General features: G+C 75.6%; 14 protein-coding genes. 7 read left to right on the top strand and 7 right to left on the bottom strand.

Going from position 1 to position 18,654, the window contains the following annotated elements:
* Positions 1–58: 58 nt before the first annotated feature.
* Together LG943_RS25210 and LG943_RS25205 are read right to left on the bottom strand one after the other, a co-directional pair.
* The gene (locus LG943_RS25210; RefSeq protein ID WP_270074864.1) at positions 59–1,894 is read right to left on the bottom strand and encodes an asparagine synthase-related protein; all 1,836 of its coding nucleotides are present in this window, start codon (positions 1,892–1,894) and stop codon (positions 59–61) included.
* A 390-nt stretch (positions 1,895–2,284) separates the two neighbouring features.
* Positions 2,285–3,172, bottom strand: coding sequence for an Lrp/AsnC family transcriptional regulator (locus LG943_RS25205; RefSeq protein ID WP_270074863.1), 888 nt, complete (start codon positions 3,170–3,172; stop codon positions 2,285–2,287).
* Positions 3,173–3,688: 516 nt separating this feature from the next.
* Between LG943_RS25205 and LG943_RS25200 the strand changes: the two genes are divergently transcribed.
* The 3 genes from LG943_RS25200 to LG943_RS25190 all read left to right on the top strand — a co-directional run bounded on the left by LG943_RS25200 (position 3,689) and on the right by LG943_RS25190 (position 6,471).
* Complete coding sequence (locus LG943_RS25200; RefSeq protein WP_270074862.1) at positions 3,689–4,630, top strand: DMT family transporter; 942 nt, start codon at positions 3,689–3,691, stop codon at positions 4,628–4,630.
* Positions 4,627–5,937, top strand: coding sequence for a glycosyltransferase (locus LG943_RS25195; protein ID WP_408648651.1), 1,311 nt, complete (start codon positions 4,627–4,629; stop codon positions 5,935–5,937). Before LG943_RS25200 ends, LG943_RS25195 begins: the two co-directional genes overlap by 4 nt.
* A gap of 213 nt (positions 5,938–6,150) precedes the next feature.
* Positions 6,151–6,471 (top strand): hypothetical protein, encoded by a 321-nt coding sequence (locus LG943_RS25190; protein WP_270074861.1) that lies wholly within the window; start codon positions 6,151–6,153, stop codon positions 6,469–6,471.
* 83 nt (positions 6,472–6,554) lie between these two features.
* Here the strand turns inward: LG943_RS25190 and LG943_RS25185 are convergent, their stop codons facing one another.
* Entirely contained in the window at positions 6,555–7,499 is a 945-nt protein-coding gene (locus tag LG943_RS25185) for a LysR family transcriptional regulator (protein ID WP_270074860.1), read from the bottom strand.
* Between the two features lie 157 nt (positions 7,500–7,656).
* On the opposite strand from LG943_RS25185, the gene LG943_RS25180 reads away from it, so the two are divergent.
* Positions 7,657–8,973 (top strand): pyridoxal phosphate-dependent aminotransferase, encoded by a 1,317-nt coding sequence (locus tag LG943_RS25180; RefSeq protein ID WP_270074859.1) that lies wholly within the window; start codon positions 7,657–7,659, stop codon positions 8,971–8,973.
* A 198-nt stretch (positions 8,974–9,171) separates the two neighbouring features.
* Here the strand turns inward: LG943_RS25180 and LG943_RS25175 are convergent, their stop codons facing one another.
* Entirely contained in the window at positions 9,172–10,350 is a 1,179-nt protein-coding gene (locus tag LG943_RS25175) for a glycosyltransferase family 4 protein (RefSeq protein WP_270074858.1), read from the bottom strand.
* Positions 10,351–10,544: 194 nt separating this feature from the next.
* Between LG943_RS25175 and LG943_RS25170 the strand changes: the two genes are divergently transcribed.
* On the top strand, positions 10,545–10,793 hold the full coding sequence (locus LG943_RS25170) for a DUF6457 domain-containing protein (protein ID WP_270074857.1): 249 nt from the start codon (positions 10,545–10,547) through the stop codon (positions 10,791–10,793).
* Positions 10,794–11,010: 217 nt separating this feature from the next.
* Entirely contained in the window at positions 11,011–12,429 is a 1,419-nt protein-coding gene (locus LG943_RS25165) for an alanine/glycine:cation symporter family protein (protein WP_270074856.1), read from the top strand.
* Between the two features lie 135 nt (positions 12,430–12,564).
* On the opposite strand, the gene thiD is transcribed toward LG943_RS25165, so the two are convergent.
* The 3 genes from thiD to LG943_RS25150 form a co-directional block, all read right to left on the bottom strand.
* Positions 12,565–13,389, bottom strand: a complete 825-nt coding sequence (gene thiD / locus LG943_RS25160; protein WP_270074855.1) for a bifunctional hydroxymethylpyrimidine kinase/phosphomethylpyrimidine kinase — start codon at positions 13,387–13,389, stop codon at positions 12,565–12,567.
* A gap of 137 nt (positions 13,390–13,526) precedes the next feature.
* On the bottom strand, positions 13,527–15,101 hold the full coding sequence (locus LG943_RS25155) for a serine/threonine-protein kinase (RefSeq protein WP_270074854.1): 1,575 nt from the start codon (positions 15,099–15,101) through the stop codon (positions 13,527–13,529).
* Positions 15,102–15,265: 164 nt separating this feature from the next.
* Positions 15,266–16,975, bottom strand: a complete 1,710-nt coding sequence (locus LG943_RS25150; protein WP_270074853.1) for an AMP-binding protein — start codon at positions 16,973–16,975, stop codon at positions 15,266–15,268.
* Positions 16,976–17,187: 212 nt separating this feature from the next.
* Between LG943_RS25150 and rocD the strand changes: the two genes are divergently transcribed.
* A complete protein-coding gene (rocD, locus tag LG943_RS25145; RefSeq protein WP_270074852.1) occupies positions 17,188–18,465 on the top strand; it encodes an ornithine--oxo-acid transaminase in 1,278 nt (425 codons plus the stop codon).
* The last annotated feature ends 189 nt before the right edge of the window (positions 18,466–18,654 follow it).

Raw genomic sequence — 18,654 nt, 5'->3', positions numbered from 1 at the left:
CGTCGCCACCTGCCCCCGACCACCGCGTCGACCAGGCCGCCGACCACCCCTCGACCACCTAGCGCACGGGCACCCGGATCCGCTCGCTCTCCTGGCCGAGCGGGGCGGTGGGGGACAGCCACTCGTTGGAGAGCAGGACCGCGATCGTGTAGAGGTTCCACACCTGCCCCGGGCGGCGGACGGGGTCCTCGTTGAGCAGCCGCTCCGTGCGCTGCTTGTCCACCAGGTCGAACAGTTGCGGCGTGTCGAGGATGCGCTCGCGCATGGGCGCGAGGTACTCCCCGCCGAGGGAGCGGCGCCAGTCGAACCCGCCGGTGCGGGTCACGGCCGTCAGCGCGGGCCGCGCCCGCCCGGTCCAGCGGCGCGACCGGCGGGCGTCGAAGCGCCAGGGCCGCCCCTCCACCGGCAGCGCGGCCAGCGGCGGCGCGAGCCGGGAGACGAGCCGGTGGACCACCTCCTCCGACCAGCGCCAGCGCGGGCACAGGGTCATCGCCTCCCGGCGCACCCGGTGGTCCAGGAACGGGTGGTACATGCAGAACCCGATCAGCGTGGCCGTGCGCGACCCCGGCAGCCAGCGCCCGCTGCGGAAGCGCAGGAACATCCGGTCCAGCGCCACGGCGAGGTCGCCGGTCTCGGTGGTGTAGCGCTGGAAGTAGCGGTCGGCCTCGGCGTTGGCCTGGGGCGTCATCAGCGCCGCCTGGGCGCGGGTGATGGTCTCGAACTTCTTCAGCAGCGCCGCCCGCTCCAGCGAGGACTGGTCGTTGAGCCACCCGCCCCGCAGCGCCTCGCCGCCCGACCCCGACAGCCGCGCCTCCAGCAGGAACGACGCGGGCGCGATGACGTTCTCGAACGCGGAGTTCATGCCCTCGGTCATGCGCACCAGGCGGGCGGTGCGCGGCAGCGGGTGCTCGGCCAGCACCGCGTCGTCCTGCACTTCGGGCTCGGTGACGCGGTGGTCGGTGACGCCCAGGCGCGCGCAGATCCGGCGGGCCAGCACGACGTCGGGATGGTCGGCGAACCCGCGCGTGGTGGCGCGGAACGGGATGCCGGCGGCGTGCAGCAGCGCCGCCACCAGCCGGCTGTCGCGCCCGCCCGTGAGCGAGAGCGAGATGGCCTGGTCGTGCTTGCGCACCGGCGCCACCGACTCCACCAGGGCGTCGGTCAGGGCGGCCAGGCGGGCGCGGCGGGCCAGCGGGCCGCGCGGGGTCGGCTCGGGCTGGGGCAGCGGCCGCGACACCACGCGCGCCACCCCGTCGCGCACCCGCAGCGTGCTCGCCTCGGTGAGGGTGGAGGTGCCCCGGAAGGGCGTGTGGTCGCTGATGTAGAACCCGTGGCGCACCAGCGCCTGCATGGGCGCGATGTCGTAGTCGGGCACGGGCGGCATGGGGGAGTCGGGCCCCTCCTCGGCGACGCGGCCCACCAAATGCACCAGGGCGGCCCGGTTGCCGATCACGTGCAGGCCGCCGCGCTCGCAGAAGTAGACCGGGTCGTTGCGGGTGAGCGAGGTGACCGCGTCCACGCCGCCGGGCAGGGCGCGGAAGATCCCGAACGCGCCCGCCGTGCGGTCGGCGAGCGGGCCGGGGTCGCCGGGCTCGGCGCCCAGGCGCTCGGCGTCGTCGGGGTGGACCAGGTAGCCGGTGTAGCCGAAGACGCCCTCCTCGCCGCCCACGCGGACGGGCGTCAGCGGACGGGGCAGCCACGGGTGCTCGGGTTCGTTGGTCCACGCCAGCAGCACGACGCTGTGGCGCGGCGACTCCCAGGAGGAGTGCCGGAGTGTCTCGGCCGGGACCGGGAGGACCCGGTGGGCCAGGGCGCGGGCGGCGGCGACCACGTGGCCGGCGACGGGCGCGCGGTGATCGGGCTCGGACGAGCAGAGTGCCAGGTAGAAGCGCATGTGCGTCTCCGTTGCGGTGGCTCTCGGCGGCGGTGGCGCGATGGCGGCCGCAGCGCGAAGGAGGCTGTCCCCAGTTGACGCCCCGGCTACCCGGGGAGCGGTCCGGCACGGGGCGGTTCACGCAGATGTCGGCAGGTGTTCACCCGGTAGGGGCTGAACACCCGGCCTGCGGCGTGCGGGGCCGGAACCGGCCAACGGCCGGTCTCGGACACCGGGCGGCACGGGAAACCGGCGGACCCGGGACCGTGATCGGCCGCCGTGGTCGGCTCCGGCGTCCGGCGTCGTTCCCGCTCAGCACAGGGGTGTGCGGGTGCGTGTCCCGGCGGGGCCGGGGGAGCCGCCCACTCTGCCCCGCCCCGCCTCCGGCCTGCGCCGCGTCCGCTCCGCCCGCTAGTCCGCCCCCGACACCGACTCCAGCCGGATCCACGTCTCGGTCACCGCCACGCCCGGCAGCCGCCGCAGGCGCTCGAAGACCGCGCCCAGGTCCGGCACCGAGCCCGCCGCGACCACTCCCACCAGGTCGGCGCCGCCCAGGCAGCGGGCCAGGAACCGGGTGTGCTCCCAGCCGGTGATCTCGGCGACCGCCGCGCCGCCCCTCTCCTCCAGCCGGGCGGTGAACCCGCCGTACCGCGCCATCCCCACCGCACCCGGGTCCAGCAGCGCGGTGACGCGCACCGCGCCGCCCCGGATCAGCCGCATCACCCGGGTGCGCACCGCGCCGGCCGACAGCCCCACCCGCCCGGCCATGTCGGCGAAGGACATCCGCCCGTCGGCCTCCAGCAACCCCACCAGCCGCAGGTCGACGGCGTCAGGCCGCACGCGCGGCGGCGGCGCCGAGGAGAGGCGGGGGTCCTTGACCACGTCGGTGTAGACCAGCGTGTCGGCGCCGCGCACCCCCGGCAGGGCGCGGACGCGCTCGACCGCCGCCGTCAGTCCCCGCAGGTCGTGGGCGCGCATCTCGGCCCGCACCGGCAGCGGTCCCGACGCCAGGCCCACCTGCGCGGCCTCGGGCAGCCGCGCCAGCGCCTCGGCGGCCTCCCGGGCGCCGCCGCGCACCGCCACCGCCAGGTGCGCCGGCGCCCCCACGTCCCGCACGGCCGGGTGGGGCACGCCCACCACCCGCAGGGCGCCGCTGTCCACCAGTCGGCGCACCCGCAGCCGCGTCGCCGCGCGGGACAGCCCCACGCGCCCGGCCAGCGTCTCGAACGGCAGGCGGCCGTCGGCCCGCAGCTCACGCACGATGGCGGCGTCGAGGCTGTCCAGTTCCACCGCGCTCACGGCGTTCACCTACCTGGCTGGTCCGGGGGATTCCCCCAATTCTGCCGAATCCGCCCGCGATCGCCCGGCCCTTCGCGCCGCGCCCGCCGTGCCGGGCAAAGAAGGGGGTTGACACGGCGCCGACCGGGAAGCGGGCCCGGCGGAACCGGCTCGCGTCACCGACTCTTGCCCTGATGTTTCCGGCGATTCCCCGGAACGCGAGCGAGAGGTCAGACGCGGCCGCTATCCAGGACATACACGGTCCGCGCCGGGCGCCGGACCGGGCGCCGCGCGCCCCGGCGCGGGCGCCGCGACGGCGTCGGCCGGCCGCCACCGGCAGGAGGGAGGGGCGCACCCGCGCGGTAGGGCTGGCACCACCCCGATCCGGGTGGTGACGTTATCGCCCGGCCCAGGAGCCGCGCCGTAGCGTTTCGGACAGGCGAAGCGCGCACGACGGCGCCCGCCGAGTACCGACGAGGGGGAGACGATGCCGCACCGGCCGCCGGATCCCACCGCTCCGCCAGAGAGGAGACCGGAATGCTGATCTGGTCCATCCTCATCGCCCTGGCGGGGGCCTTCTGCATGGCCCTCGGGTCGGCCCTCCAGGAGCGCGACGCCGTGCGCGCCCCGGGGCGCAGCGTCGCCCGGCTGGGCTTCCTGGTCCACCTCGCCCAGCGCCCGCGCTGGATCCTGGGCACCCTGGGCGCCGGGGTCGGCGTGGCCCTGCACCTGGTGGCCCTCAGCGGCGCCCCGCTCACCATCATCCAGCCCATCGGGGTCACCGGCCTGATCTTCGCGATCGTGCTGTCGGCGGTGTTCAACCGGCGCCGGGTCCGCCCCGGCCAGATCACCGCCGGCGGTGCCGTCATGGTCGGCCTGGCCGGGCTGCTCCTGCTGTTCCCGCACACCGCCCAGACCCCGCACATGGCCACCGGCACCGCCCTGGCGCTGGCCGGCTCGGTCGCGGCGGTGGGCAGCGCCGCCTACGTCGCCGCCCACTGGCTGCCGCCCACCCTGCGGGTGCTGCTGCTGGCCACGGTCGCCGGCGTGGCGCTGGGCACCACCTCGGCCCTGGCCCGGGTGGTGGCGGCCAACGCCGTGCTCAGCCCCACCGCCGTGCTGAGCTGGCTGACCGTGCTGGCCGTGGCGGTGGCCCTGTTCGGCGGGCTGTTCCAGCAGAACGCCTACCGCACCGGCCACTTCGCCGCCGCCTACGCCACGCTGCTGGTCGTCGACCCCATCACGGGGGCGGGGATCGGCGCGCTGCTGCTGGGCGAGGGGCTACCCGCCACGCCGCTGGACCAGGTCCTGGCCACCGGCGCCGCCCTGCTGGCCATCACCGGCACGGTGGTGCTGGCCATGGCCCGCAACCGCAACCCCGAGGCCGCCCGGCACTCGGCCGGGGACGCCGAACCGGCGGGCCCCGCACCCTCCACGACCTCCGTCCACTCGACGACGACCTCAGGAGACTCCCGATGACCCCGTTGAGCCAGCGCGCGTCGCTCCGCTCCGGCGCCCGAGCCGCCTCTTCGCCTTCGCCCACGGCCCGGCTGCGCGTCCTGATCGCGGCCGACACCTACCCGCCCGACGTCAACGGCTGCGCCTACTTCACCCACCGCCTGGCCGCCGGCCTGGCGGCGCGCGGCCACGACGTGCACGTGGTGTGCGCCTCGCCCAGCGGCGAGCCCGGGATCAGCCGCCGCGACGGGGTCACCCTGCACCACCTGCGCTCGGTGTCGGTGCTGGTGCACGACTCCATGCGCACCACCCTGCCGCTGGGGATCCACGGCCACCTGGACCGGCTGATCGCGCGGCTGCGCCCGCACGTGCTGCACGCCCAGAGCCACTTCACGACCTGCCGCGCCGCCATCTCCCGCGCCCGCCGGGCCGGGGTTCCGGTGGTGCTGACCAACCACTTCATGCCCGACAACCTGTTCGCCCACGCCCACATCCCCGGCCGGCTCCAGGAGTTGGTGGGCGACCTCGCCTGGCGCGACATGATCGCCGTGGCGCGCACCGCCGACTACGTCACCACGCCCACCGGGCGCGCCGCCGACCTGCTCACCGGCAAGGGCCTGGACCGCCACGTCGAGGCGGTCTCCTGCGGCATCGACCTGGAGCGCTTCCATCCCCGCCCGGCCGAGCGCGCCGCCGCCCGCGCCCGCTTCGGCCTGCCCGACCGCGACACCATGGTGTTCGTCGGCCGGCTGGACGAGGAGAAGCGCATCGAGGACCTGATCCGGGCGCTGCCCCGCGTCCACGAGGAGCGCGACCTCCAGCTCGCCCTGGCCGGCACCGGTCAGCGCGAGGAGCGGCTGCGCCGGCTGGCCGCCGAGCTGGGCGTGGCCGACCGCGTGCACTTCCTCGGGTTCGTGCCCGACGCCGACCTGCCGCTGGTCTACGTCGCCGGCGACGTGTTCGCCATCGGCAGCGTGGCGGAGTTGCAGAGCATCGCCACGCTGGAGGCGATGTCCACCGGGCTGCCCGTGGTGGCGGCCGACGCACTGGCGCTGCCGCACCTGGTGGAGGAGGGCCGCAACGGCTACCTCTACCCGCCCGGCGACGTCCCGGCGCTGGCCAAGCGGCTGGTCGAGGTGCTGGGCGACCCCGGCACCCGCGCCGGCATGGGCGCCGCCAGCCGCGAGATCGCCCAGCGCCACGACCACGCGCGCTCCCTGGACCGGTTCGTCGAGATCTACACCGAGGTCCGGCCGCGCCCGATGTCGCGGCTGCGCCCGCCGGCGGTGGCCGGTGCGCTCCTGCGGCGCCAGGGGATGGCCGCCTGACCCCCGCCCGGGGCGGGCGCGCCGCCGCGCGGGCGCCCGGCGCGTCGCGGCACCCGGGAAGCCCGGCCCAACGCTCTTGACGTGCCTGATGGTCCTAACGGACCTACGGCATTTATGTTGCCTATGGGGCGTTGGTGGACAACTCACTCACTTTCCGTATTCTTTGCGCGACTCTCCGGTGATGTGCTCGCGCCGCGCGGTTAGACAACCCCTGTGTGGTTCGTCGGGACGGGCCGGAGCAGCAGGGCCGCGCAGATCCACGGGATCGCGGCCCGGCTGCACAGGGTCCAGCGGGAGGCCGATGAGCGCGAGGCCGCGCTCGTCGGCCTGGAACGCGTCCACACCGAGATCCAGCGCCAGGTCCAGCGCGCCGAGGAGGAGTTGGCCGAGCTGCGCCGCCGCCGGATCGAGGCGTACTCGCACTGGTGGGCGGTGCGCGAGGAGCGCGACCGCGCCCGCCACGTCGCCCGCCGGCTGCGCCGCCGCCTGGACCGCCTCCACCACCGGCTGCGGCCCTTCGACGGCCGCGACTGAGGGCACTGAAGGCGCTGGCGGCACCGCGAGCACCGCGAGTACCGGGTGCGCGCGGCCCCCGCCCCGCACCCGGGAGCCCGTCCTCAGCCGGGCGCCGCCCCCAGGTCGCGGTCCAGGCGGCGGCGCACCTCGGCCGCCGTGCGGCGCAGCGCCCGCAGGGTGGCCTCGATCGCCGGCCGCCGCATGCTCGCGGACCGCACCACGGCGTAGACCTCGCGGGTGGGCCCCACCCCGGGCAGCCGCCGGAAGGACAGGCCCGAGGTGCCCGCCGCCAGCGCCAGCGCCGGCACCGCCGCGATCCCGATGCCCCCCGCCACCAGACTCAGGATCGTGGACTGCCCCTCGAACTCCCACGCCGCCGCCGGCGCGCCCCCCACGTCGGCGAACAGCCGGTCGATGCCCGCGCGCGAGGGCTCGCTGTCGGGCGCCGCGATCCACGGCTCGTCGCGCAGCGCGCGCAGGTCCACGGGCACCGCCGGGTCGGCCAGCGGGTGGTCCTTGGACACCGCCAGCACCATGGGGTCGTGCAGCAGGTGGACGTGCCGCAGCCGCCCCGCGCCGATGTCGGGCCGCTCGCCCGACCAGTCGTCCACCAGCGCGATGTCGACCTCGGCCGAGGCCACCTGGCGCGCGCCGGCGGCGCCCACGCTCTGCCGCAGCACCAGTTGCAGGTCGCCGTGCACCTTCAGGCACCGCGCCAGCGGCGGCGCGAACGCCACCGCGCCGGTGGGGAAGGCCGTGACGGTCACCCGGCCGGCCACCACCTCCCGCCGCTGGGCCAGCACCGACTCCGCCGCCTCGACCAAGTCCAGGATGTGCTCGGCGTTCTCCGCCAGCAGCCGGCCGCTCTCGGTCAGCTCGGCGCTGCGCGCGGTGCGGTCCAGCAGCGGGGCCCCGGCCTCGCGCTCCAGCGCCGACAGTTGCTGGGACACCGCCGAGGCGGTGTAACCCAGCGCCTCGGCGGTAGCGGCGATGGTGCCGCGCTCGGAGAACTCCTTGAGGATCTGGAGTCGGCGAAGGTCGAGCATAAGCCCAGCTTATCCTCTGCATGCGAAAGATCCGCTGGTACTGATGCACGGGATTGGGCAGTGTGGCACATGACAGCCGGGCCGCCCGTGGCGCCCGGCCGCAGACCACGGGCTCGGAGCCGTTTCGAGCCGTCGACGATGCGGAGTTGATCGCTTCATGTCTGTCACCGTGTCCGCCACCCTCGCCGTCAACGAAGCCCTGGCCGAGCGCCGCCGCCGCGGCCTGCCCGTGCTGCCCCTGGGCTTCGGTGAGGCCGGGCTGCCGGTCCACCCCTCCATGCGCGACGCGCTGTCGGCTGGATGTGACAGGAACGCCTACGGCCCGGTCGCCGGCTCGGCCGAACTCCGCGAGGCCGCCGCCGGCTACTGGCGCCGCCGCGGCCTGCCCACCGACCCCGACCTGGTGGTGGCCGGCCCCGGCAGCAAGCCGCTGCTCTACGGCCTGCTGCTGAGCATCGGCGGCGCGGTCGCGGTGGCCGCGCCCAGTTGGGTCAGCTACGCCGCCCAGGCCCACCTCTCCGGCTACGGCTGCGTGCAGGTGCCCACCGACCCCGCCCAGGGCGGGCTGCCCCAGCCCGACCTGCTGGCCGCCGCCGTCGAGGACGAGCGCTCGCGGGGCCGCGACATCCGCGCCGTGATCGCCACGCTGCCCGACAACCCCACCGGCACCCTCGCCGACGACGCCACCGTGCGGCGCCTGGCCCACACCGCCCGCGAACTCGACCTGGTCATCATCTCCGACGAGATCTACCGCGACCTCGTGCACGACCCCGGGGCCGACTTCCACAGCCTGGCCGAGTACGCCCCCGAGCGCACCGTGGTCACCACCGGCCTGAGCAAGAACCTCGCCCTGGGCGGGTGGCGGCTGGGGGTGGCCCGGCTGCCCGACAGCCCCTTCGGCCGGCTGCTGCGCGCCGACCTGCTCGGGGTGGCCAGTGAGATCTGGTCCAGCCCGGCCGCGCCGGTCCAGCAGGCCGCCGCCTACGCCTTCGGTGAGCCGCCCGAGATCGCCGACCACATCGGCCGCAGCCGCCGCCTGCACGGCATCGTCATCCGCGAGGTGGCCGACCGGTTCGCCGCCGCCGGCGCGCTGGTGCCCGCGCCGCAGGCGGCCTTCTACACCTACCCCGACCTGGAGGCGTGGCGCGGCCACCTGGCCGCCGAGCACGGCGTGCGCACCGGCCGCGAACTCGCGGCGCTGCTGCTGGAGGACTACGGCATGGGCGTGCTGGCCGCCGCGGAGTTCGGCGAGAACGACCGGGCGCTGCGCGTGCGCGTGGCCTCAAGCCTGCTCTACGGCGACACCGAGGCCCGCCGGCACGCCGCGCTCGCCGCCGACGACCCGGTGGCGCTGCCCTGGATCCGCGCCCACCTCGACCGCCTCAGCGAGGTGCTGGAGCGCGTCGGTCCGGGCGCGCGCACGGCCGCGCGGGTGTCGGCCCCGGCGGTGCGGGCCGTGCCCGAGGCGGGGTGAACCGTCCGGCCGGCCCGGCGCGGATGGCCGGCCGGACCCACACCACGTGGGAACGAGGAGAACAAGAAAAAGAGGAACAAAGGGGAGAAGAGGGAGAGGCGCGAGGGGGTTCGGGGAACAGGCGGTCAGCGGGAGCGACACCCGGTCATCGCGGAAGGGCCGGGCGCGCTCCCGCGCCGCGCACAGCGTAGCGCCCGTTCAGGCGTGCAGCCGCATCTGAGGCACCTCCACCTGCCCCGGGGCCACCACCGACCGGTAGTGGTCGATCAGTTGGTCGCCGATGACCTCCCAGGTGCGGCCCTCCACGGCGGGCCGCGCGGCGGCGGCCATGCGCCGCCGCAGCGCCCCGTTGTGGACCAGCCGGCCCACCGCCACCCGCAGTTCGCGCACCGACTCCGGCGCGTACAGCAGGCCGGTGCGCTCGGGCTCGACCAGGTCCAGCGGGCCGCCGGCCGCCGGCGCCACCACCGGCACCCCCGAGGCCAGTGCCTCCTGGATGGCCTGGCAGAACGTCTCGTCGGCCCCGGTGTGCACGAACACGTCCATCGACGCGTGCAGCCGCGACAACTCCTCGCCGGTGCGCTGGCCCACGAACACCGCGCCGGGGATCCGGCGGCGCAGCCGCGCCCGCTCGGGGCCGTCGCCCACCACCACCAGGCGCGCGCCGCGCAGCCGCGCGACGTGTGTCAGCAGGTCCACCCGCTTGTCGCGGGAGAGCCGGCCGATGTAGCCGACCAGCACCTCGCCGTTGGGCGCCAGCCGCCGGCGCAGGTCCTCGTCGCGGTGGCGGGGGTGGAAGCGGTCGGTGTCCACGCCGCGCTGCCACAGGCCCAGCCGGGGGAACCCGCGTTCGGCCAGCGCGCGCAGCGTGGCGGTGGAGGGCACCAGGGTGCGGTCCACCGCCGCGTGGATCTGGCGCAGCACCGGCCACAGCGCGTCGGCGCCGGGCACCCCGTGGCGCGCTGCGAATCCGGGCAGGTCGGTCTGGTAGACGGCGACGGTGGGCAGGGCCAGCGGCCGGGCCGCCTCGACCGCGGCGCCGCCCAGCAGCACCGGCGAGGCCAGGTGCAGCACGTCGGGGGCGAAGGCGCGCAGCGCGGCGGTGACCAGCCGGCGGGCGGGCAGGCCCAGCGCGAACGACCGGTAGCCCGGCAGCGGCACGCTGGGCAGGCGCAGCACCGGGAAGCCCGCGTAGACGGCCGGGCCGGTGCCGGGGGCGAGGATGATGGCGTGGTGGCCGCGCGAGCGGAGGTGGTCGGCCACCCGGCACACCGAGTTGGTGACACCGTTCACCTGGGGCAGGAACGACTCCGTCACGATCGCCACGCGCAGCGGGGCGTCGGGGTCGGGGCTGAGGGATGGGTAAGGCGGGCGCATGCGGCTCTCCCGTTCACGGGACGGCTCCTGGTCGGGACCCTAAGCAGCGAGAATGAACCGGTTCGTACCGGCGGCATACGCGCGGTCAACGACCCGCCACCGGGAATGCGACATTTTCGGCGGCCCGCCGCGGCCCGGCCGTCGTAGGATCGCCACCTGTCGTGCTTTCGTCCCCACCAGCCACAGGAGCCGCAATGACCCTGGTCGAGTGGGCGCAGCAGGTCTGCGCCGAACTGGAGCTGTCCGAGGAGATCGGCAAGTCCGACGTGGACCGCGTGCTGGACCTCGCCAAGGACGCCGCGCACTCGATCGCGCGCCCCGCCGCGCCGGTGACCACCTACCTGGTGGGGATCGCGGTGGGGCGCGGAGCCGACCCGCGCGAGGCGGCGGCGGCCGTCGCGGCGCTGGCCCGCGCCCAGGCGGGGGAGTCCGACACCGACTGAAACGCCCCTTTCACTCAGGCGTAACACGCAAACCAGGCGCAACCGTCGTGTGGAGGAAACGTGATGCCCGCGTGACGCGCGGGTGTGACCCTTTCCCTGCGCCGAACCGGACCCCGCGCCGCTGTGCTGGGCTCCGGCACGCCCGCCCAACGCCCCGCACACCCGGCGGCGCGGGCACCGGCCGGCGTCCCCGATCCGACCGACAGGGAGTCCGTCCATGGCCCAACTCCAGGACATCCTGGGCCTTATCTCCTCAGTGGTGTGGGGACCCTTCGTCCTCATCCCCCTGCTGCTGCTCACCGGCCTCTACCTGACGATCCGGCTGCGCCTGCTCCAGTTCCGGGTCCTCTTCCACGCCCTGTGGCTCGCGCTCGTCCGGCGCACCGAGGGCGGTAGCGCCCAGGGCGACATCTCCCACTACCAGGCGCTGAGCACGGCGCTGGCGGCCACGGTCGGTGTCGGCAACATCGCCGGCGCCGCGCTGGCGATCACCGCCGGCGGTCCCGGCGCGCTGTTCTGGATGTGGCTGGTGGCGCTGCTGGGCATGGCCACCAAGTACAGCGAGGCCCTGCTCGGCGTGAAGTACCGCCGCCCCGACGCCCGCGGCGAGCAGAGCGGCGGCCCGATGTTCTACCTCCGCTACGGCCTGCCCGGCGGGCTGGGGCTGGTGCTGGGCGGGGCGTTCGCCGTGTTCGGCGCGATCGCCTCCTTCGGCATCGGCAACGGCACGCAGGCCAACACCGTGGCCCTCCAGATGGAGGACGTGTTCTCCATCCCGCCGTGGATTTCGGGCATCGTGCTCGTGGTGGTCACCGCCCTGGTGGTGATCGGCGGCATCAAGAGCATCGGCCGGTTCGCCTCGGCGGTCGTGCCGCTGATGATCGTCTTCTACATCGTCATCTCGCTGATGGTGCTCATCGCCCACATCGGCGAGCTGCCCGCCGCGCTGGCGCTGGTCTTCACCGAGGCGTTCACCGGCCGGTCGGCCGCCGGCGGCCTGCTGGGCTCGGCGCTGCTGTTCGCCATCCAGCAGGGCGTGGCGCGCGGCATCTTCTCCAACGAGTCGGGCCTGGGCACCGGCGGTATCGCCGCCGCCTCGGCCAAGACCGACCAGCCGGTGCGCCAGGCCATGGTGTCCATGACCCAGACCTTCATCGACACCATCATCGTGGTGTCGATGACCTGCCTGGTCATCATCGTCACCGGCGCCTGGGAGACCTCCACCGACGACGGCTCGCTGCTCACCGCCCAGGCGATGTCCGACGGCCTCGGCGCGATCTCGCCGGCGCTGGCCCCGCTGGGCACCTACGGCGTGGCGATCTCGGTGATGTTCTTCGCCTTCACCACCATCGTGGGCTGGTCCTACTACGGCGAGCGGTGCATCGACTTCCTCGTCGGGCGCAAGGGCGTGTTCCCGTTCCGCCTGGTGTTCGTGGCGGTGGTCTACATCGGCGCGACCGTGCCGCTGGACGTGATCTGGTCCTTCAGCGACATCGCCAACGGCCTGATGGCGCTGCCCAACCTCGTCGGGCTGCTGCTGCTGTCGGGCGTGGTGGTCGCCGAGACCAAGAAGTACTTCGCCAACCCCGACTGGAAGAACCCCGACTCCACGATCGTGGACGTCCGGCCGAGCTGACCGGGCCGGCCGCCGGCCCTCCGGGGTGGGCGGCCGGCGCGCGGCCTCTGAAGGGGGCGCCCCGCACCGCGCGGGGCGCCCCCTTCCGCTTGTCCCGCGTGTCCTCGGTTCTCCCCGCCCCGGGCGGCGGCCGTGTCAGCCGCGCCGCCCGGTGTCCTCCCACCAGGCGTGGAAGTGGTGCGTGGGGCCCTTGCCCCGGCCCACGTCGAGGTCGTCGGCGCGGCGCAGCGCCTCGGTGAGGTAGTCCTTGGCGTCGCGCACGGCGTCGTCGTAGTCGCGGCGGCGGGGCAGCAGGGCGGCGATCGCCGAGGACAGGGTGCAGCCGGTGCCGTGGGTGTTGCGGGTGGCCACGCGCTCGGCGGTGAACGTCGCCACCCGGCCGTCGGGGGCCACCAGCAGGTCGGTGCTGCTCTCCCCGTGCAGGTGGCCGCCCTTGAGCAGGACCCGGCGGGCACCCAGGTCCAGCAGGCGCTCGGCCTGCTCGCGCATGGACGTCAGGTCGTGGCGCTCCTCCTCGCCGAGGAGTTCGGCGGCCTCGGGCAGGTTGGGCGTGATGAGGTCGACCCGGGGGACCAGTCGGGTGCGCACCGCCTCGATCGCCTCGGGCGCCAGCAGCCGGTCGCCGCTCTTGGCGACCATCACCGGGTCCAGCACCACGTGCGGCGGCGCGTGGCGGTCCAGGGCGTCGGCGACGGCCTCGACCACCTCGGCGGTGGCCAGCATGCCGATCTTGACGGCGTCCACGCGCACGTCGGTGAGCAGGGTCTCCAACTGGGCGGCGACGAAGTGCGCCGGCACCTCGTGCACGCCGGTGACGCCCGTGGTGGACTGCGCGGTGAGCGCGGTGATCACGGCCATGCCGTAGCCGCCCAGGGCGGAGAACGTCTTGAGGTCCGCCTGGATCCCGGCGCCGCCGCTGGGGTCGCTGCCGGCGATGGACAGGATGTTGCTGCTGCTCACGGGCGTCCCTTCGGATGCTGGGTGGCGGGCCGGCGCCCGCGTCGGCGGCCGCCGCGCGTCCGGCGCGCCGCCCGCGCGGACCGGCCGTTCGCACCGGTCGGCGCCATGATCCCACGGGCGCTTGGGCCGGGCCGGGGTCAGGCCCGGCGCAACGAGTCCAGCGCGGCCTGGCGGGTCTGCGCCTCCTGCTCCCAGCGCTCGGGGTCGGCGCTGTAGACCACCATGGCGGCCCGGCCCTGGGAGTCGGCCACCAGCAGGCCGCTGCACATCCGCGGCACGCCCGACTCGGCGGTCTCGAAGGTCCACCGCGCGGCCGCGCCGGCCGGGTGGTCGACCTCCTCCAGGGTGATGCTGCGAAAGCCGGGCCGGCCCGCGTGCTCGGCCTCCAGGGCGCGCAGGTGCTCCACCGGGGTGGCGCCGTCGAGGTCCACCCGGGTCAGCAGGACGTCCTGGGCGGCGTCGGGCGCGGAGATCCGCAGGCCGTCCGGTTCCTGGGCGGCCGACCAGTCGCCGGGGGCGGCCACCCGGAACCCGTCGCCGGTGTGCTCCACGAACCCCTCGGGCAGCGGCGGGGCGTCCTGGAGGGCGTTGGCGTGGTCGGCGGCGGTGTTCTCGACCGAGGGGCTGGGGGCGGGGTCGTCGTTGATGAGCACGCTGGAGAGGTACTCCACCAGCAGCGGGGCCGCGATCAGGGTGAGCAGGCCGAGCAGGAGCGAGGCCAGCACCCGGGTCCAGCCGCGCCGGTCCAGGCGGGCCGGCGCCAGGCTCCCGGCGGTCATCGGGACGGCCGGGCGCAGCGGGGCGGAGTCCAGCAGGCCGGGGGCGCGGTCGGCGGCGGGGGTCTGCGGCAGGGAGCCGGAGACGTCGAGCTGGGTGGGGGTGGCGTCCTCGGCCCCGGCGCCGGCGACGACCCCGGCCAGCGCGGAGTCCAGCGCGGAGCCGCCCAGCCGGTGCTCGGGGTCGGGCTGGAGCATGCCGTTGAGCACGGGGCGCAGCGGGCCGGCGCGGCGGGGCGGGTCGGGCGGGGACTCCAGCGCGGCGGTGAGGCGGCCGGCGTTGGTGGGGCGCTCGAAGGCCGACCGGCCCTCCACGGCGAAGTACAGGGTGGCGCCCAGCGACCAGACGTCGGCGGCCGGCGACATCACGTTGTGCCGCAGCCGCTCGGGGGCGACGTAGCCCGGCGAGCCGGGCAGCTTGCCGGTGAGGGTCAGCTTGTCCTCGGAGTCCGACACCGCGATGCCGAAGTCGGAGAGCATGGCGCGGCCGTCGGGCAGCAGCATGACGTTGGCCGGCTTGACGTCGCGGTGCACCACCCCGGCCCGGTGCGCGCTGTCCAGCGCGGCGAAGATCTGGCGGCCGACCTCGGCGGTGCGGCGCGGCGACAGCGGCCCCTCCTCGGCCACGACCCGGTCCAGGCCCCGGCCGCTGACCAGCTCCATGACGATCCAGGGCCGCCCGCCCTCGCGGACCACGTCGTGGATGGTGACGATCCCGGGGTGGGTGCTCAGGCCCGCGCAGATGCGCGCCTCGCGCATGGTCCGGGCGATCAGCTCGTCGCGCTTGTCGGGGTCGAGGTCGGGGGCGACCCGCACCTCCTTGATCGCGACGTGGCGGTGCAGGAGTTCGTCCTCGGCGCGCCACACGGTGCCCATGCCGCCATGGCCGATCGGCTCAAGGAGCCGATAGCGGTCGGCGAGTACGTGGGAGGCCATGTGCACAGACCTTAGCGCGAGGGGCGACATTCATGGGGATCGCGGAGATCGCGCGGGTATTACCGGTTGGACACGTTGTGTCGGGGGGACAGCGGCTGACCTGCGCCGCAGCGCGGGCGCCCGCGCGGGCGGCGGCCGGCGCCCACCCCCGGGCGGGGGACCCCTTACCCCCGGGCGGTGCCCCGGCCGGTGCGGGCAGTGCGGGCTATGCCTGCCGCCCACCTGTAGTCCTGCTTGCCCACGGCCGTGCGCCGCACCCGGTCCACGAAGTGGATCGAGCGCGGCACCTTGAACCCGGCCAGCCGGGTGCGGCAGTGGGCGCGCAGCGCCTCGGCGTCGGGGCCGCCGCCGGGCGCCGGCGCCACGATCGCGGTCACCCGCTGGCCCAGCAGGTCGTCGGGCGCGGCCACCACGATCGCGTCCTCCACGCCGGGGTGCGCCTTGACGACCGACTCCACCTCCTCGGCGAACACCTTCTCCCCGGCGGTGTTGATCACCGCCGAGCCCCGGCCCAGCAGGGTCACCGTGCCGTCGGCCTCCACCGTGCCGTAGTCGCCCGACAGCACCCAGCGCCGCCCCTCGGCGTCCACGGGGAAGGTGCGCGCGGTGCCGGCGGGGTCGTTGTGGTAGCCCAGCGGGATGCGGCCGGTGCGGGCGATGCGGCCCACGCGGGCCGACCCCGGCGCCAGCGGGCGCAGGCGCTCGTCCAGCACGGCCACGCTGGCGCCCACCGCGAAGCGCGGCGCGCCCCCGCCGGCCACGCCGCACACCCCGGTCTCCGAGCCCCCGTAGCTGTCGTGCACCGCCAGCCCGGGCCGCCACGCCAGCCACAGGTCGCGCACCGCCGGGGTCAGCGGCGTGCCGCCGGAGGTCACCGCGGTCAGGTCCGGGCAGCGGTCGGGCACGGCGGTCAGCCGCTGGGCCAGCGGGCGCGCCATGGCGTCGCCGACCACCTGCACCGCCTGCGCGCGCTCGCGGTCGGCCAGGCGCACCGCCGCCTCGGCGTCGAAGGCCGGGGCGGTGTCCAGCACCACGGTGCCGCCGGTGAACAGGGTGCCCAGCGCGTTCCACTGCCCGGCGGCGTGCATCAGCGGCCCCAGCACCAGCAGCCGGCGCGGGGCGCGGTCGCGGGCGCGCTCGGCCACCTCCTCGGGCGAGGCGGCCCGGGGGGCGCCCGCCGGGCGCAGCTCCAGGGCGGCGCGGAACAGGTCGCACTGGCGCCACACCACGCCCTTGGGTCGCCCGGTGGTGCCGCCGGTGTAGAGCAGGTAGCGGGCCTCGCCGCCCGGGTCGGCCAGGCCGGGGTCGGGCCGGCCGGCCGCGCAGGCGAGCGCGGCCTCGTAGTCGGCGGCCGGCACACCCCAGGCGCCCGCCTCCGCGCTCTCGGCGGGGGCGGCCGGGGCGGCGCCCGCCGGGTCGGCCAGCAGCAGGACGCGGCGCAGCCGCGGCAGCAGTTCGGCGGCGCGCGTGAGCCGCGCGGCCAGGGCGCGCTCGGCCACCAGCGCGACCGCGCCGCTGTCGGCCAGGACGTGCACCAGTTCGGACTCGATGTAGCGGTGGTTGACGTTCACCGGCACCGCGCCGGCGCGCAGCGCGCCGAAGAACGCCTCAAGCCACTCCAGGCGGTTGTGCGCCAGGACCGCCACGCGCTCGCCGGGCGCCACACCGGCGCCGGCCAGGTGCGCGGCCAGGCGGTCGGCGCGGGCGAGGAGGTCGGCGTAGGTGGCGCGGCGCTCGCCGGCGACCACGGCGGTGCGTCCGGGCACGGCGGCGGCGACCGCCGCCAGCACGGCGGCCAGGGTCAGCCGCTCGGCGCCCTCGCGGGCGGGCGGGTGCGCCGGCCGGCGGGCGGCGGCGCGGGCTGTCTCAGTCATGGGTCCCCCAGGTCGCCGGTGTACCCGTGAACGCGTGTGACGACCGATCATGCCGCTATGGGGCGCGTCACAGCGGGGCGGGGGTGGGGGTGGCCGCGCCCGGCACCGGCGCGCCGGGTGGCCCAGGTCTGCCAGGCGTGGTGCGCTTTGTTCGTTAACCGAGCGGGTATCCCATGATCGAACATCGATCAAGGGCGATCGGAGGATCCTGGATGAGCGACACCCGCGGTCTGGGGAACCGGCCTGCCGGCGGCGACCCCGCCGGACCGGTCATGTCGACCACCGAACACATCCGGCTGGCCGAAACCCATTCAGCGCACAACTACAACCCCCTGCCCGTCGTCATCGCCGAAGGCGAGGGCGCCTGGGTCACCGACGTCGAGGGGCGCCGCTACCTCGACTGCCTGGCGGGCTACTCCGCCGTCAACTTCGGCCACCGCAACCCCGAACTCCTGGCCGCCGCGCACCACCAGCTCGACCGCGTCACCCTGACCAGCCGCGCGTTCTACAACGACCAGTTCGCGCCGTTCGTCACCGCCCTGGCCCAGCTCGCCGGCAAGGACCAGGTCCTGCCGATGAACTCCGGCGCCGAGGCCGTCGAGACCGCCGTCAAGGTCGCCCGCCGCTGGGCCTACGACGTCAAGGGCGTGCCCGCCGACACCGCCACCATCGTCGTGGCCGGCGGCAACTTCCACGGCCGCACCACCACCATCGTCTCCTTCTCCGAGGACCCCGACGCCTACGGCGGCTACGGCCCCTACACCCCCGGCTTCCGCATCGTCCCCTACGGCGACGCCGCCGCCGCGGCCGCGGCCGTCGACTCCACCACCGCCGCCGTGCTGGTCGAACCCGTCCAGGGCGAGGCCGGCGTGATCGTCCCGCCCAACGACTACCTCCCCCGCCTGCGCGAGATCTGCGACCGCACCCGCACCCTGCTCATCGCCGACGAGGTCCAGTCGGGCCTGGGCCGCACCGGCACCGTGCGCGCCTGCGAGCACAGCGGCGCCGTGCCCGACGCCTACCTGTTCGGCAAGGCGCTGGGCGGCGGCATCCTCCCGGTGTCGGCCATGGTCGCCGACGAAGACGTGCTCGGCGTCATCAAGCCCGGCCAGCACGGCAGCACCTTCGGCGGCAACCCGCTGGCCGGGGCCATGGGCCGCACCGTGGTCCGCATGCTGCGCGAGGGCCCCTACCTCGACAACGCCCGGCGGCTGGGCGAGGTCCTGCGCACCCGGCTCAAGGAGTTCGTCGGCAACGGCGTGGTCGCCGCGCGCTCCATCGGGCTGTGGGCGGGCGTCGACGTCGACCCCGCCCTGGCCACCGGCCGCCAGTTGTGCGAGCTGATGGCCGAACGCGGCGTCCTGGTCAAGGACACCCACGGGTCCACCATCCGGCTGTCGCCGCCGCTGGTGATCACCGAGGACGAACTGAACTGGGCGCTGGACCAGCTCGCCGCCGTCCTGCGCGGCCTGGGCGCCGCCCGCGCCTGACCCGCGTCTGGCCCGCGCCGGCCGCGCCCCGGGGAACCGGGGCGCGGCCCGGCCCGGGTCGGCTAGGCAGTGTTTTTTGAACGGGTGAGGTCGCGCAGCCAGATGCGGATGGAGGCGAGTTGGACGGTTCCGTCATAGACCGCGGCCCTCTTGTCGTACCTGGTCGCGACCGCCCTGTTCTGCTTGAGC

Origin of the sequence: Streptomonospora mangrovi (assembly GCF_027604915.1) — a bacterium.
Classification (GTDB): Bacteria; Actinomycetota; Actinomycetes; order Streptosporangiales; family Streptosporangiaceae; genus Streptomonospora; species Streptomonospora mangrovi.
This window is presented reverse-complemented; position numbering and strand designations above follow the sequence as displayed.

Coding starts and splice junctions, on each gene's coding strand:
- LG943_RS25150 (WP_270074853.1), bottom strand. CDS start 16,975: ATGACTGAGACAGCCCGCGCCGCCGCCCGCCGGCCGGCGCACCCGCCC.
- LG943_RS25185 (WP_270074860.1), bottom strand. CDS start 7,499: ATGCTCGACCTTCGCCGACTCCAGATCCTCAAGGAGTTCTCCGAGCGC.
- rocD (WP_270074852.1), top strand. CDS start 17,188: ATGAGCGACACCCGCGGTCTGGGGAACCGGCCTGCCGGCGGCGACCCC.
- LG943_RS25180 (WP_270074859.1), top strand. CDS start 7,657: ATGTCTGTCACCGTGTCCGCCACCCTCGCCGTCAACGAAGCCCTGGCC.
- LG943_RS25210 (WP_270074864.1), bottom strand. CDS start 1,894: ATGCGCTTCTACCTGGCACTCTGCTCGTCCGAGCCCGATCACCGCGCG.
- LG943_RS25195 (WP_408648651.1), top strand. CDS start 4,627: ATGACCCCGTTGAGCCAGCGCGCGTCGCTCCGCTCCGGCGCCCGAGCC.
- LG943_RS25200 (WP_270074862.1), top strand. CDS start 3,689: ATGCTGATCTGGTCCATCCTCATCGCCCTGGCGGGGGCCTTCTGCATG.
- LG943_RS25175 (WP_270074858.1), bottom strand. CDS start 10,350: ATGCGCCCGCCTTACCCATCCCTCAGCCCCGACCCCGACGCCCCGCTG.
- LG943_RS25165 (WP_270074856.1), top strand. CDS start 11,011: ATGGCCCAACTCCAGGACATCCTGGGCCTTATCTCCTCAGTGGTGTGG.
- LG943_RS25170 (WP_270074857.1), top strand. CDS start 10,545: ATGACCCTGGTCGAGTGGGCGCAGCAGGTCTGCGCCGAACTGGAGCTG.
- LG943_RS25155 (WP_270074854.1), bottom strand. CDS start 15,101: ATGGCCTCCCACGTACTCGCCGACCGCTATCGGCTCCTTGAGCCGATC.